Here is a 16,160-nt window from a genome sequence, read left to right on the forward strand (position 1 = left end):
TTATTGAGTTTATCGCGCGGGTTATTTCACCTGCGCACTTCTGACTTCCTTGCCTGCTTCCCAAATTCGGTATTTCACATCAACACCTTGCGGTACATACACCACAATTGGCAGTCGGCTGTTGTAGCGCTGCATTCCGGCATCACCCAGATTGGCGGCGATAAATTGTGGGCGGCGCTTGTTATCCGGGCAGGCCATCATGGTAGAGGCCGGTTCTGAGATTTTATCCATCACCAGATAGTCAAATCCCCAACCAGACAGAGTTCTGGTTTCCAGATTGCCACCGAGCATATGACGGTTACAGTCAACTTCAAGGGTTTTTCCAATCAGCAATTCAACTTTGAAGCGGCTTTCATCTTCTTGTGGATCAAGGAAAATTACCTGGCGGCTCATGCCTTTTTCAGCTTGTGGATAAGGCGCAATCTTCTCTAACGGCTGTTGCCGATCAAGCTGCGGCTCTGTGGCGGCAAAAGTACTGACCGATGCTGCCATTAACAGGCTGGTTATCGCGATTGACACTATTTTCATTTTTTGTCCCTATGATTTATCAGGTAATACCGACAGTAAAATATCACACAACCGGGAGTCTGATTATAGGTGAAATCCGAACTTTCTTGATGAGGAATAAGCCAAGCTTATGTTTTGACAATACAATCTCTCGATAAGGGTCGGTCACTAAAGCTCGATTTCAATATCACCCTGTGGTTGACAGCAGCAGGGCAGGATCTCACCGGTTTGGATAAAGGCCAGCGGTTGCTGGTGATAGCAAACCTCGCCCTTCAGCAAACGCAGGCGGCAAGAGCCACAATAGCCGGAGCGGCATTGGTACTCGATTTGTACCTGATGGTGTTCGAGCGTTTCCAACAAATTGCGGCTATTCGCTGGGGGGGTAAGTTGAGCACCGGTGGTGCTCAACGTCACTAGAGATTTCATCGATTACAGCTCGAAATCACTCAGGTCATCAGCACTGACTTCTGAATCAATCTGACCGACCAGATAAGAACTGACTTCAACTTCCTGCGGTGCAACTTGCACGTTATCGGAAACTAACCACGAATTGATCCACGGAATTGGATTGGTGCGAATAGCAAATGGCACACCGAGACCCACGGCTTGCATGCGAATATTAGTAATATATTCAACATATTGGCATAAAATATCTTTATTCAGACCAATCATGGAGCCGTCGCGGAACAGATATTCGGCCCACTCTTTCTCTTGTTCTGCGGCCAAAACAAACAGGTCATAGCACTGTTGCTGACACTCTTGGGCAATTTCGGCCATTTCAGGATCGTCTTCGCCTGAGCGCATCAAATTCAGAATATGTTGAGTGCCCGTCAGATGCAGGGCTTCATCGCGCGCAATCATTTTGATGATTTTCGCATTGCCTTCCATCAGTTCGCGCTCGGCAAAGGCAAAGGAACAGGCGAAGCTGACATAGAAACGAATAGCTTCCAGTGCATTCACACTCATCAAGCACAGATAAAGCTGTTTTTTCAGCTCGCGCAGATTAACCACCACCGTTTTGCCATTAACCTGATGACTGCCTTCGCCCAGCAGATGGTAGTAACTGGTCATCTCAATCAGATCGTCATAATACGCCGAGATATCTTTCGCGCGCTTGAGGATCTCTTCGTTGGTCACGATATCATCGAAAACAATCGCAGGGTCATTAACGATATTGCGGATGATATGCGTGTAAGAACGTGAGTGAATGGTTTCCGAGAATGACCAAGTTTCAACCCAGGTTTCCAGCTCAGGAATCGAGATGAGTGGCAACAGGGCGATATTAGGGCTGCGGCCCTGAATAGAGTCCAGCAAGGTTTGGTATTTCAGGTTGCTGATAAAAATGTGTTTTTCGTGTTCTGGCAGATTCTGATAATCGATACGATCCCGAGAGACGTCAATCTCTTCCGGACGCCAGAAAAACGACAGTTGCTTTTCAATCAGTTTCTCGAAAATAGCGTGTTTTTGCTGGTCGAAACGCGCCACATTGACGGGTTGACCAAAGAACATCGGCTCGAGCAACTGGTTGTTTTTATTTTGCGAAAAAGTGGTATAGGCCATGATTTCCTCAGGGAACAGCAAAAGGCAAATGAAGAGAGGCCCATGACATTCTGTATTTAGCGACAAAATGAATCATCCCCCGGTTGGCGCGTTATCACGAACACGCCTTATTGAACCGGGGGAGGGCCGGAACTAAAAATCAGATCTTACATGCACCGCCTTCACAGTCATCATCACCAGGCTGACTCTGAATATCTTCCTGCACATCATCAGCACCATCTCGGGTGTTTTGATAGTAAAGGGTTTTTACGCCAAATTTGTAAGTCGTCAGCAAGTCTTTCAGCAACTGCTTCATTGGCACTTTGCCGGACGGGAAGCGAGTTGGGTCGTAGTTGGTGTTAGCTGAAATCGCCTGATCGACGAATTTCTGCATCAAACCGACCAGTTGCAGGTAACCGTCGTTATTTGGCATGTCCCACAGCAGTTCGTAAGCATCTTTCAGACGTTCATACTCAGGAACCACTTGGCGCAGAATACCGTCTTTCGATGCTTTGATACTGACATATCCGCGTGGTGGCTCAATACCATTGGTGGCATTGGAAATCTGCGAAGAGGTCTCGGACGGCATCAGCGCTGACAACGTGGAGTTACGCAGGCCGTAAGTCTGAATGTCTTTGCGCAGCGTTTCCCAATCGTAATGCAGCGGCTCGTCGCTGATATTGTCCAAATCTTTCTTATAGGTATCGATCGGCAGAATACCCTGCGAATAGGTGGTTTCGTTGAACCACTGGCAAGCACCTTGCTCACGGGCCAGCGCATTCGAGGCTTTCAGCAAATAGTACTGAATAGCTTCAAAGGTGCGGTGCGTCAGATTGTTGGCACTGCCATCGGAATAACGAACACCGTTCTTCGCCAAATAATAAGCAAAGTTAATCACGCCAATACCCAAGGTACGACGGCCCATCGCACCACGTTGTGCCGCAGCAATCGGGTAATCTTGATAGTCCAACAGGGCGTCCAGCGCACGTACCGCCAGCACGGCCAAGTCTTCTAAGTCATCAAGGCTGTCAATGGCACCCAAGTTGAATGCTGACAAGGTACACAGCGCGATTTCACCATTTTCATCGTTGATGTCATTCAACGGTTTCGTTGGCAACGCAATTTCCAGACACAGGTTTGACTGGCGCACCGGCGCAATTTTCGGGTCAAACGGGCTGTGGGTGTTGCAGTGATCCACGTTCTGAATATAGATACGGCCAGTAGAGGCACGTTCTTGCATCATCAGAGAGAATAACTCGACGGCTTTCACACGTTGCTTACGGATGCTGTCATCTTGCTCATATTGAGTATAAAGGCGCTCAAATTCATCTTGATCAGCGAAGAACGCATCATACAACCCCGGCACATCGGATGGGCTGAACAGCGTTATATCTTCGCCTTTCAACAGACGCTGATACATCAGTTTGTTGATTTGTACGCCGTAATCCATATGACGTACGCGGTTGCCTTCAACGCCACGGTTGTTTTTCAGCACCAACAGGCTCTCAACTTCCAAATGCCACATTGGGTAGAACAGAGTGGCCGCACCGCCACGAACGCCACCCTGTGAGCAGGATTTCACGGCGGTCTGGAAGTGTTTGTAGAATGGAATACACCCGGTGTGGAAGGCTTCACCGCCACGAATTGGGCTACCTAGCGCGCGGATACGGCCCGCATTGATACCAATACCGGCACGTTGTGACACATATTTCACAATGGCGCTGGAGGTGGCATTAATAGAATCCAGGCTGTCACCACATTCAATCAACACGCAAGAGCTGAACTGGCGAGTTGGGGTACGAACACCAGACATAATCGGTGTTGGCAGCGAAATCTTAAAGGTAGAAATCGCATCATAGAAACGTTTGATGTAATCCAGACGGGTTTCGCGTGGGTAGTTTGAGAACAAACAGGCAGAAACCAGAATGTACAGGAATTGGGCACTTTCATAGATCTCACCGCTGACGCGGTTCTGCACCAGATATTTGCCTTCCAACTGCTTAACCGCTGCATAGGAGAAGTTCATATCGCGCCAATGGTCGATGAAAGTGTCCATCTGTTCGAACTCTTCTGCGGTGTAATCTTCCAGCAGATGCTTGTCGTATTTGCCCATATCGACCATCTTCGTCACATGGTCGAACAATTTCGGCGGTTCAAACTGACCGTAGGCTTTTTTACGCAGATGAAAAATAGCCAGACGTGCAGCCAGATACTGATAATCCGGCGCGTCGCGCGAGATCAGATCAGCGGCAGCTTTGATGATAGTTTCATGGATATCAGCAGTTTTAATACCATCATAAAACTGAATGTGTGAACGCAACTCTACTTGAGATACTGAGACGTTATGTAAACCTTCCGCGGCCCAGTCGATGACCCGGTGGATTTTATCCAAATTGATGCGTTCTTTGCTGCCATCGCGTTTAGTAACAAGTAGGCTTTGGTTCATGTGTTCGGGACCTTTGTTCCCCCTTACTCTATGTCTATACAGCACAAATTTACGCTCTCCATGATTGCGATAATCATTGAGGTCGTAGTGTATTGTTCAGTATGTAAACACAATATATAGGGGGTGGGTAGTAGATAGATAACAAGATAGTGAGTATTGAGACTTTTGGCAAGTGAACAAGATCGATGAATTGTGTGGATAACTTGGGGGTGAATTGTTACGAAACCCTCACAACCTGCGTCAGCACTGGCGATCTTCGGTTGCCAATCTGGGGGATAAGATTCTGCTGAAAATCCTAAAAGTTTGACCGTTTGCTGATTTATTAAACGCTGGAAATATCCTTTATCTTTCGCGTCGCAGTGATGCTAGCCACAACGCGAAATCTATCGGGCATTGTTTAGTTTTTATACGTCACACCGCGGTGCTGTCGTCTGCTTTCTGAGTATGAACCATATAATTCACATCGACGTTGCGACCGAGCTTAAAATGGTCAGTTATCGGGTTGTAATGTAGCCCGATAATATGGCGCTCGCGCAGCGGCGTTTGATCTACCCAGCCGATAAGTTCTGATGGGCGGATAAACTTTTTCGAATCATGGGTCCCTTTTGGCACCATTTTCAGAATGTATTCCGCGCCAACTACCGCCATCAGCCAGGATTTGGTATTGCGGTTGATAGTGGAAAAGAAGACATGACCGCCGGGTTTGACGAGTTGCGCGCAAGCACGAATAACTGAAGCGGGGTCAGGAACGTGCTCCAGCATCTCCATGCAGGTCACCACATCGTAATGTTGCGGGTGCTTTTGCGCGTGGCTTTCAACCGTTTCCTGAACATAATCCAGTTTAGTGCCGGTTTCTAGCGCATGCAGGCGAGCGACTTGTAGCGGCTCATAGCCCATATCCAGCCCGGTCACTTGTGCCCCTTCATGCGCCATACTTTCAGCCAGAATGCCGCCACCGCAACCGACATCCAGCACTTTCTTAGCGAAAATACCGCCAGAGCGCTGCAAAATGTAATCAAGCCGCAGGGGGTTGATGCGGTGGAGAGGTTTAAATTCCCCCTCCAAATCCCACCAACGAGAGGCAACTGCCTCAAACTTAGCGATTTCTTGTTCATCGACATTATGATGAGGGGCTGTGGTATCTGCACGCATGACCGGTTCTCACTGTTGTGTTTCTTTGCGCGGATTATACATGTTCCCCATCAATTGGCGCAGTTTTGTGTCTACGACTTAAGCGCAATGCTGTTTCAGCTGAGCGTAATGTAGTTTCGCCAAAATCTGGGTTTTGTGATATAGTTTCGTACCTTTAAATCCGGTAATTAGTAGAGGGATAGCGGCTCAATGAGCGACCTTGCCAGAGAAATCACACCGGTCAACATCGAGGAAGAGCTGAAAAGCTCCTATCTGGATTATGCGATGTCCGTTATTGTCGGACGTGCTTTACCAGATGTCCGGGATGGACTGAAACCGGTTCACCGTCGCGTACTGTTTGCGATGAATGTACTGGGTAATGACTGGAATAAACCATATAAAAAATCGGCCCGTGTAGTCGGGGACGTTATCGGTAAATATCACCCGCATGGTGACAGCGCGGTCTACGACACAATAGTGCGTATGGCCCAGCCGTTCTCACTGCGCTATATGCTGGTGGATGGGCAGGGTAACTTCGGTTCCGTTGATGGCGACTCCGCCGCAGCGATGCGTTATACCGAAATCCGTATGTCTAAAATTGCTCACGAGTTGTTAGCGGATTTAGAAAAAGACACCGTTGACTTCGTGCCTAACTATGATGGTACGGAACAAATCCCTGCCGTAATGCCGACTCGAATCCCTAACCTGTTGGTTAACGGTTCGTCAGGTATTGCCGTCGGGATGGCAACCAATATTCCGCCACATAACCTTTCTGAGGTTATTGATGGCTGCCTGGCCTATATCGAAGATGAAAACATCAGCATTGAAGGGCTGATGGAATATATTCCGGGGCCAGACTTCCCAACCGCAGCGATTATCAATGGTCGCCGTGGTATTGAAGAAGCTTATCGTACCGGTCGTGGCAAGGTGTATATCCGCGCCCGTGCTGAAGTCGAAGCTGACGCTAAAACGGGTCGTGAAACCATTATTGTTCACGAGATCCCGTATCAGGTGAACAAAGCGCGGTTGATTGAAAAAATCGCCGAGCTGGTAAAAGAAAAACGTGTAGAAGGCATCAGTGCGTTGCGTGATGAGTCTGATAAAGACGGCATGCGTATCGTGATTGAAATCAAACGTGATGCGGTTGGGGAAGTGGTTCTGAATAACCTCTACTCTCTGACGCAATTGCAGGTGACTTTCGGTATCAATATGGTGGCTCTGTCTCAAGGGCAGCCTAAATTGCTTAACCTGAAAGACATTCTGGTTGCCTTTGTGCGCCACCGCCGTGAAGTGGTGACACGCCGTACTATTTTTGAACTGCGTAAAGCTCGTGACCGCGCGCATATCCTTGAAGCGCTGGCGATTGCATTGGCTAACATCGATCCGATTATCGAATTGATTCGCCGTGCAGCAACCCCTGCGGAAGCGAAAGCGGGTCTGATTGCCAACCCATGGGAATTAGGCAACGTTGCCTCAATGTTGGAACGTGCCGGTGATGATGCTGCCCGCCCTGAATGGCTGGAAGCTGAGTTCGGTATCCGTGACGGCAAGTATTATCTCACCGAGCAACAAGCTCAGGCGATTTTGGATCTGCGCTTGCAGAAACTGACCGGCCTGGAGCATGAAAAACTGCTGGATGAGTATAAAGAGCTGCTGACCATCATTGGTGAACTGATCTTTATTCTGGAAAACCCAGAGCGCTTGATGGAAGTTATCCGCGAAGAGTTAGTGGCAATTAAAGAGCAATATAATGATGCTCGCCGCACTGAAATCACTGCGAATACCTCTGACATCAATATCGAAGACCTGATTAATCAGGAAGATGTGGTAGTGACATTGTCCCATCAGGGGTATGTCAAATATCAACCGCTGAGTGATTACGAAGCTCAACGTCGTGGTGGTAAGGGTAAATCAGCGGCACGTATCAAAGAAGAAGACTTCATTGATCGCCTGTTGGTTGCCAACACCCACGATACTATTTTGTGCTTCTCCAGCCGTGGTCGTCTCTACTGGATGAAGGTTTATCAGTTACCGGAAGCCAGTCGTGGTGCCCGTGGGCGTCCGATCGTCAACTTATTGCCGCTTGAGCCAAATGAGCGTATTACCGCCATTCTGCCCGTTCGGGAATATGAAGAAGGTCGCCACATCTTTATGGCTACCGCCAGCGGTACCGTGAAGAAAACCGCATTGACCGAGTTTAGCCGCCCACGCAGTGCCGGTATTATTGCCGTCAACCTGAATGAAGGCGATGAGCTGATTGGTGTGGATCTGACCGACGGCAGCAATGAAGTTATGCTGTTCTCCGCGTTGGGTAAAGTGGTCCGCTTCCCAGAAGCACAGGTTCGCTCTATGGGCCGTACTGCAACCGGTGTACGTGGTATCAACCTCAATGGCGATGATCGGGTTATTTCTCTGATTATCCCACGCGGTGATGGTGAAATCCTGACTGTGACTGAAAATGGTTACGGTAAACGTACTGCAGTGGAAGAATATCCAACTAAGTCCCGTGCGACTCAGGGGGTTATCTCCATTAAAGTCAGTGAACGTAATGGTAAAGTCGTGGGGGCCGTCCAAGTGACACCAACCGACCAAATCATGATGATCACTGATGCCGGTACTCTGGTGCGCACCCGCGTGTCTGAAGTGAGCATCGTGGGGCGTAATACCCAAGGTGTGACACTGATCCGTACTGCGGAAGATGAGCATGTGGTCGGCCTGCAACGTGTAGCAGAGCCAGAAGAGGATGATGAAATCCTTGATGGCGAATCATTGGAAGGTGAAGAAGGTGGCGAAGAAAACGCGACACTGAACACACCGGAAGAAGATGACACTGCTGCCGATGAAGCAGAAGACGACAACGCATAACGCGTCATCTGTAAATGAAACAGCCAGCTTACGAGCTGGCTTTTTTATGGCTTATTGGTAGTGTATTCTGTTACTCACTCAGCCTGTCGGGCGATGCTTTAACCATGGTATCAGATTGAAATATCTTTCTTCATTTCGCACTACACTGAAAATATCCCGCTACCTATTTCGGGTATTGGCCGTCATGCTATGGTCACTGGGCGCGCTGTTGACCACTTTTTATATCCTGAACATTCTTAATGAGAAAAAATCTGATATTCGTCAGGAATATAATACTAACTTTGATCAAGCCCAGAGCTACATTAGGCACTCTTCTGACATTATTCGCGATATCAAATACATGGCGGAAAACCGCTTAAGCCAGAATTCGGCGAGCAGCGATATCGCGGCCGGGGCTTTTATTAAAAATAAGACCACCCCCAAATATTACCCGCTCAGCTCACAGGCCGACTGCGCCACCCTTAACTCATCGCGTCACTCGTCATTAGATTCTCTCAGTAACCTTATTTTGTACTGGAAAGAGAACTTCGCCGCCGCTTATGACCTGAATCGGATATTCTTCATTGGCAGTGATACCTTGTGCATGGTGGACTTCGATATTCGTAATGTCCCGATGGAGCAAGAGAGCTTACTCAAGTCACTGAATGAACATATTTTAAAATATCGTGAGGCCAATAATCAGGATAAAGACAGCACCCTGTATTGGATTGTACCTGGCGTGCGCCCTGAAATTGGCACCTTATATGTTATGAGCCCACTTTATGTCGGCAACAAGTTAGAAGCTTTGGTGGGGACTGAGCAAACTATTCGTTTGGAAGATTTTATCTCGTCAGGGCCGCTGCCAGTGGGGGTGACTCTGCTGGATCAGGACAATGAACCGGTATTGCGTTTGGCAACGGGGGAGCGCTCCGCCTCGATGTTGAATGACTATCCAGATACACCCTCTTATTTTGGCTATGTGGATGATTATAATTACCTTATTCTGAAAAAGAATTTACTGCCATCCCCGCTAAGCATTGCTTACTCTTTGCCTGTTAAAACGATTATAGAGATATTCAAGCTATTAATTTTTAATGCATTACTGCTCAATACGCTCTCTGCTGTGGTGATATTCACTCTGGCCTGGTTATTTGAGCGCAAAATGTTCCACCCGGCTGAAGACAATGCGTTAAGGCTGGAAGAACATGAGCAATTTAATCGCAAAATTGTTGCTTCTGCACCAGTGGGAATCTCCATCCTGCGGATTAGCGATGGCACCAATATCCTCAGTAATGAATTAGCACACAACTATATTAACTTGCTGACAAATGAGGATCGCGAGCGTATTACGCGCATTATTTGTGAGCAGCAAGCCAATTTTGTTGATGTGATGACCAGTAATAATAACAATCTGCAAATCAGCTTTGTTCACTCGCGTTATCGTAATGAAGATGTGGCTATCTGCGTGCTGGTGGATGTCAGTTCGCGGGTAAAAATGGAGGAGTCGTTGCAAGAGATGGCCGCAGCAGCAGAGCAGGCCAGCCAATCCAAATCGATGTTTTTGGCGACCGTCAGCCATGAATTGCGCACTCCGCTGTATGGCATTATAGGTAACCTCGATTTATTGCAAACCAAAGAGTTGCCTCAAGGCGTTGACCGGTTAGTTACCGCGATGAATAACTCATCTGGTTTGTTGCTGAAAATTATCAGCGACATTCTGGATTTCTCCAAAATAGAATCTGAGCAACTGAAAATTGAGCCGAGCGAGTTTTCTACCGTGGAGGTGATAACGCATATCACCGCAAACTATTTGCCACTGGTCGTGAAAAAGCGCTTAGGCCTGTATTGCTTTATTGAGCCAGATGTCCCTCGTCTGATGCTGGGGGATGCGGTTCGCTTACAACAAGTGATTTCTAACTTGTTGAATAACGCTATTAAATTTACCGATACTGGCTGCATCATCTTGCAGGTCCGGGTTCGTGGTTATTATCTTGAGTTCCGGGTACGGGATACTGGGGTGGGAATTAATGCCCGCGAGATAAACCAGCTATTCGATCCCTTCTTCCAAGTGGGAACTGGAGTTCAGCGCCATTTTCAAGGTACGGGATTAGGTTTGGCTATCTGTGAGAAGTTGGTCAACTTAATGGACGGGGACGTTGAGGTTGTTTCCGAGCTGGGAATGGGCAGTATTTTTGCTATTCGTATTCCGCTGTATCAGGCTAAAAATACGGTATTGCCGCCCAGTGACCGCTGGCAAGGAAAAGTACTGTGGTTGGATATTCGCAATGCGCGCCTCGAAAGCTATTTACTCGATCTGTTAAGTCATTTCGGTGCCACCATCCAGCGCTATAGCAATGAACAGACTTTGCAAGATCAAGTCCTGATTTGTGATTATCTACCGCAGATAAACTCGCCACTGTCGACCTGGATTCAGCTATCCATCGAACATATTGGCTTGCCGCAAGAGACGCGCCCAGGCTATTGGCTGCTGAGTACATCGACGCTGCTGGAAATCATCCCATTATTGGACAACATACTACTGGAGCAATCATTGGCTGAGGATGCGCCATTGCAATTGCCAGCGGCTAGAACCAATCAGGATGATAATGATGACCTGCAAATTTTGGTTGTGGATGACCATCCTATCAATCGGCGGTTATTGGCCGATCAGCTCACCACATTGGGCTATCGAGTGATTACGGCGAATGATGGGCTGGATGCGCTGGCGGTATTGAGTGCTAATAACGTTGATATTGTGCTGACTGACGTGAATATGCCAAATATGGATGGTTATCGTTTGACGCAGCGCCTGCGTCAATTGAATCATAACTTCCCAGTGATTGGCGTCACGGCTAATGCATTAGCTGAAGGTAAACAACGCTGTATTGAAGCGGGGATGGATAACTGTTTATCTAAGCCTGTGACTTTGGATACCTTGCGGCAAATGCTGCGTTATTACAGCGACAAGGTACGACGCGCGCGTTAAACCTATTGCCATTAAAGTCGTCAGGGATTAATACATTTGTAGCGCGAATGGAAAGGCAGAAATAAATAAACCCGTGGTGTTGTTAATAACACCACGGGTTTAGGGCCGAGAGTTATTCTTTATCTTGACCGATAGTGACGGAAGAAAGATAGTTTAACAGCGCAATATCATTATCAACGCCCAGTTTCAGCATCGCTGACTTCTTCTGGCTACTGATGGTTTTAATACTGCGATTAAGCTTTCTGGCGATCTCTGTAACCAGGAAACCTTCAGCAAATAACCGTAAAACTTCACTTTCTTTCGGTGACAAACGTTTATCACCATAGCCATTCGCACTGATTTTTTCTAGTAGTTTTGCCACACTCTCAGGAGTGAATTTTTTCCCTTTCTGTAATGCAGCCAAGGCCTTAGGTAAGTCAGCTGGTGCGCCTTGCTTTAATACAATCCCGTCAATATCCAAGTCCAAAACTGAACTGAGAATAGCTGGGTTATTATTCATTGTTAGTACAATTATGGCTAAATCAGGGTAGTGCCGTTTTATATATTTAATCAACGTGATGCCATCACCGTACTTATCTCCAGGCATGGAGAGGTCGGTAATTAGCACATTGGCATCAAGTTTAGACAAATTGTTAATAAGCGCAGTGGAGTCTTCAAACTCCCCAACAACGTTTACCCATTCAATTTGCTCAAGCGACTTTCGGATGCCAAACAACACAATTGGATGGTCATCAGCAATAATTACATTAAGGTTGTTCATGGTTATGGGTTACCTTGCTGCAACAGTCTGGTGACGAAAGAATCAATTTGACTGATGCTATTTTCGATCTTCAACCGATCGCCATCTGCGATATGCTGTTCTAATGTTTCACATAGTTGTTTGCCGAGAAGCAGATTCAACATAGCAAATACGCCTTTCAATCGATGTGCGGTCTGCGAAAGCGATATGAAATCACGTTGCTGAAGTTCAGTATACAGTTTCTTCAGATCTACCGGTACTGTCTCAACAAATAAGGAATAATAGTCACTGGATTTTAGTTGTTGCTCGTATGCATTTATATCATCGTCAGCAATGGATTCAGAAGTTCCAGAGGATTCATCTGATAAAATGCGCTGTTCGATTAATAATAATATTGCATCAATGACTGCACTTCCTAAATTATAATTTACCCGAATATAATTATCCTGCAACTGCTGTAAGCCGACTTCGTCTGGTGCCAGTAATAAAGTAAAATTATCATAGTGTTGCGGGTTATCCGTTAGCGTTACATCGTAGTCCCTACCGGGTAAACGGTCATCCACGATAATGCAGTTAGCACCGAACGAATTCAATAATGTTGTGATGATAGAACGCACTTCTTCAGAGGTTATATCTAATAAAGCCGTAACACCGTCCAATAACTTCTCTGGTTCCTCCGCTTCTTCATTCTGAACAGCAATTGTCGCTCGGATAGTATAACGAGTGCCTATATCCACTTTGCTGCGAATCTCTAATTGACCGTCTAATTTTTTACATAATTGGTTACATAAAAAGAATGTTAACCCCGAGCTGTGATTGTATCTATCGACCAGTGTTTGGCTGAGGAAAGGATAATTAAGGTTACTGATCTCTTCGTCAGAAATACCCGCGCCGGTATCAATTATCTGAATAAGCAGTTGCTCAGGGTGACCCGGTTCGTGGTCAACATTTAGCGTGATTTTACCGTAAGCCGTCGTAATAATGGAGTAATGCAGCAACAGTGAAAGTATTTTGCGTAATACTTTTTCATCGCCGATATAATTCTGGTCAATATTGACACGGTAGTGATTAAACAGAGTCAACCCCTTGCGATTAATCGCCGGCAGCAACTCCAGCAGTAGATCGTCGATTAATGCTGATAGAGAGAAACTTTGCTGCTCCGGTTGCCAATCTTGTGTTTCCAGACGAGTCAGCAGGGTGATGTTGTCAATCAACTCAATGATATCTTCAGATTGTTCGACCAATTTAGCCGTCAATTCATGCTGCGACTCAACATCAGTGGTGTTTTGTAATGTTTTGGCTAGCTGGTTGAGCTGATTCACCGGCTGATTCAACTCAATCCCCAAATTATGCAACATCAGTTTCCGTGCTTGCAGGCTCTTATCATATTCACGTCTGGCTTGTTGCAGCCTTTTATTGACCAACACTTCTTTATCTTGATCATTTAGCAGGAAAAGATAAGTTTCCGGTGAAATTTTGCTGCGGAACATGCGGATTTCGTAAACTTCATTATTCACGGTGCCCTGAATTACCCCATGATGCTGCTCTGCCATATGGGCAATTTTTTGCAGATTAAGGTGGGGCATCAGGTTATCTGCTATCTGATTACTGGCGACCACAGCATTGTTGCTGAAATTATACACCAGCAATCCTTGTGGCAGGCTGGTAATGATTTCCTGGCTCAATGACTTCTGCGTTTCTAATTGATCGACCATCTCGGCGCTAGGGCGTACGAATTGGCGGCGAATAAAATAGATTCCTACCACGGCCAATGACAGCAGCAGAATATTGGCCAGGATCAGCCAGAAGTTGTTCCTCAGCAAATCGATGGCCAGCACACTGATCGGCACACGATAAACAATTTTCAGTGTGGCGTTTGTCAGCGGGGCGGAGAATTCAACCCAGTAGCCATTGAGTGTCACACTGGCTGCGGCAATATCCTCTGGAGCCATACCTTCATTAATGGGGGTTTTATCCTGTTGAAGCAGAAAGCTCGAACGCGCCATATTGGGCGGAATTAGGTCATTAATGGGCAAATCAAAGGCAATAACGGTCGCCAGATGACCGGGATGGTTAAAGGTGGTTCGTAGCGTAAAATAGTAGGCATTCTGGAAGCGCAATTTTCGCAGTGGCGAGAAACTTTCTCTTTCATCTAAGGTATTGGCCTGCTGGAGCATTTCTGCCCGGCGAGACTCTGCCGCAGCCGTCAAGTAACTCTCTTTAAAGCGCGAAGTGACTTCTTTTAAGGCCTGAGTGGTAATGAGTGCCAGACTATTATCTTGGCCGTTCAGATAATACATTGAGTAGGTATCATTCTGGGAGCCCCAGTGGTTGTCGAGATAATCGGACAACTGCAATGTCATAGGCAGCGTTGCGGGCTCGTGATTACCAAAAATGACGGCGTCAGTTTTTCTGCGCGGCTTTTCAATATAGTAAATGTCGGGGCGCAGACGGATTTCCTGCGCAGTGAGAATATGCTTATCAGATAGAGTAGGGTTATTGGCTAAATCATAGATTTGATAAGTATGGTAACGATAGTCATCAATACGTTGCTGCAAACCGGTGGCAATATTGGTTAATGCGTGCTTTTTATCTGTCAGATAAGCATTGGTATAGTTGTAGCCATACAACCCCATCGTGATGAGCAGCAATACAATAAATAGCCAGAAGCAGCGAGTAATATTAACTGAACTGGTGGATGGCGAATTATTTTGCATAGAAATAATGCATATTCCTTGGTTAGCGCGTGACCGCTCTGGCGCTGGCAGTCACTGTCAGTAATAACAGGGCCACACAGCCAAAAGCGACCGATAAGTTACTTAACTGGGCGACAAAACCAATTGCCGCTGGGCCAGCTAGAATCCCGGCATAGCCGATAGTGGTAATGGATGCGACGGCCAAATTGGCTGGCATCACCGTTTGATTACCCGCGGCAGTGAACAAGATGGGCACCACGTTTGAGGCACCCAACCCCACCAGCATAAAGCCGATAATGGCGGCGAGTGAGTTATCAATACTTATCGCGGTAATTATCCCAATAGCGGCGCACAAACTGCCGCCTAATAATACCTTGTATCGGCCCAATCCGTTGACAATCCGATCGCCATTTAAGCGCCCGAGAGTCATCGCGATGGCAAATACGGCATAGCCCATACCGGCCTGAGAGGGTTCCATGCCGCGCAATGTCGTGAGGAAGACAGCACTCCAGTCAAGCATGGAGCCTTCCGCCAGAAACATCACAAAGCATAAAAAGCCGATAAACATCACCCAGCCACGAGGTAAAACAAATAGCGGGCCGTCATGGGGTTCGCCACTGCCATGCAACAGGTTTTTATTGGCTGTCAGTAGCAGGATAATCATTAATACCACGGTGGCAATAATGGCGGTCAATGGGCTTAAACCCAACCATAATAAAGCACTGACGCCACCGGCCCCGGCTATCCCGCCGACACTGAATAGCCCGTGGAAACCGGACATCATTGCCCGACCACTGGCTTTCTCGACAATAACTGCCTGAATGTTCATCGCAACATCTATTATGCCCATCGCGGCACCGAAGATTAACAGCGCCAGAGCCATGGTCAGCGGAGTGTTCATCAAGACCAGCAAGGGTAGGTCGAGGCAGAGTACCGCGCCGGCCAGTAAAATCACGGCCCGACAGCCCCATTTTGCGGTAAGCACCCCAGTCAACGGCATGGCGAGCATTGAGCCGACACCAATACATAATAGCAGTAAGCCCAGTGACGCATCATTTAGACCAATACGCTCCTTGGCAAAAGGGACCAACGGTGCCCATGCGGCCATGCCCAGTCCGGCGATGAAAAAAGCCAGACGAGTCGAGACTTGCTGTGCAACACCTGGTTGCACTGTTGATTGGAGTGTTTTGGTGGTCATGAGGTATCGGATCTGCGATTGATATGAATAATAAATATAGACAGACGTTTCTATCACAAAGCGAAATGCGGGTC

10 protein-coding genes are annotated in these 16,160 nt (G+C 47.2%); 2 read left to right on the top strand and 8 right to left on the bottom strand.

Going from position 1 to position 16,160, the window contains the following annotated elements:
* Window positions 1-21: 21 nt before the first annotated feature.
* The 5 genes from eco to ubiG form a co-directional block, all read right to left on the bottom strand.
* Window positions 22-528 (bottom strand): serine protease inhibitor ecotin, encoded by a 507-nt coding sequence (gene eco / locus FTA96_RS15015; protein WP_050106132.1) that lies wholly within the window; start codon window positions 526-528, stop codon window positions 22-24.
* 147 nt (window positions 529-675) lie between these two features.
* Window positions 676-933 carry a class I ribonucleotide reductase maintenance protein YfaE gene (gene yfaE / locus FTA96_RS15020; protein WP_050120859.1) on the bottom strand — a complete coding sequence of 86 codons (258 nt, stop codon included), beginning with the start codon at window positions 931-933 and terminating at the stop codon, window positions 676-678.
* Window positions 934-936: 3 nt separating this feature from the next.
* Window positions 937-2,067 (bottom strand): class Ia ribonucleoside-diphosphate reductase subunit beta, encoded by a 1,131-nt coding sequence (nrdB, locus tag FTA96_RS15025; RefSeq protein WP_050106134.1) that lies wholly within the window; start codon window positions 2,065-2,067, stop codon window positions 937-939.
* 139 nt (window positions 2,068-2,206) lie between these two features.
* Window positions 2,207-4,492, bottom strand: a complete 2,286-nt coding sequence (gene nrdA / locus FTA96_RS15030; protein ID WP_050120860.1) for a class 1a ribonucleoside-diphosphate reductase subunit alpha — start codon at window positions 4,490-4,492, stop codon at window positions 2,207-2,209.
* A 411-nt stretch (window positions 4,493-4,903) separates the two neighbouring features.
* Complete coding sequence (gene ubiG / locus FTA96_RS15035; RefSeq protein ID WP_050106136.1) at window positions 4,904-5,644, bottom strand: bifunctional 2-polyprenyl-6-hydroxyphenol methylase/3-demethylubiquinol 3-O-methyltransferase UbiG; 741 nt, start codon at window positions 5,642-5,644, stop codon at window positions 4,904-4,906.
* A 189-nt stretch (window positions 5,645-5,833) separates the two neighbouring features.
* On the opposite strand from ubiG, the gene gyrA reads away from it, so the two are divergent.
* Both gyrA and rcsC read left to right on the top strand, forming a co-directional pair.
* Entirely contained in the window at window positions 5,834-8,488 is a 2,655-nt protein-coding gene (gene gyrA, locus FTA96_RS15040) for a DNA topoisomerase (ATP-hydrolyzing) subunit A (RefSeq protein WP_145508429.1), read from the top strand.
* A gap of 115 nt (window positions 8,489-8,603) precedes the next feature.
* Window positions 8,604-11,453 carry a two-component system sensor histidine kinase RcsC gene (gene rcsC, locus FTA96_RS15045; RefSeq protein WP_050132958.1) on the top strand — a complete coding sequence of 950 codons (2,850 nt, stop codon included), beginning with the start codon at window positions 8,604-8,606 and terminating at the stop codon, window positions 11,451-11,453.
* A 112-nt stretch (window positions 11,454-11,565) separates the two neighbouring features.
* Here rcsC and rcsB read toward each other — a convergent pair whose 3' ends face one another.
* Genes rcsB through FTA96_RS15060 form a run of 3 tightly spaced genes read right to left on the bottom strand, consistent with a single transcriptional unit; the run spans window position 11,566 to window position 16,086 of the window.
* Window positions 11,566-12,213 (bottom strand): response regulator transcription factor RcsB, encoded by a 648-nt coding sequence (rcsB, locus tag FTA96_RS15050; RefSeq protein WP_004389433.1) that lies wholly within the window; start codon window positions 12,211-12,213, stop codon window positions 11,566-11,568.
* Window positions 12,214-12,215: 2 nt separating this feature from the next.
* Window positions 12,216-14,909, bottom strand: coding sequence for a phosphotransferase RcsD (rcsD, locus tag FTA96_RS15055; protein ID WP_050120863.1), 2,694 nt, complete (start codon window positions 14,907-14,909; stop codon window positions 12,216-12,218).
* A 22-nt stretch (window positions 14,910-14,931) separates the two neighbouring features.
* Entirely contained in the window at window positions 14,932-16,086 is a 1,155-nt protein-coding gene (locus FTA96_RS15060) for an MFS transporter (RefSeq protein WP_050106140.1), read from the bottom strand.
* Window positions 16,087-16,160 lie beyond the last annotated feature (74 nt).

The sequence above is a fragment of the Yersinia alsatica genome (genome assembly GCF_902170305.1).
GTDB classification, from domain to species: domain Bacteria; phylum Pseudomonadota; class Gammaproteobacteria; order Enterobacterales; family Enterobacteriaceae; genus Yersinia; species Yersinia alsatica.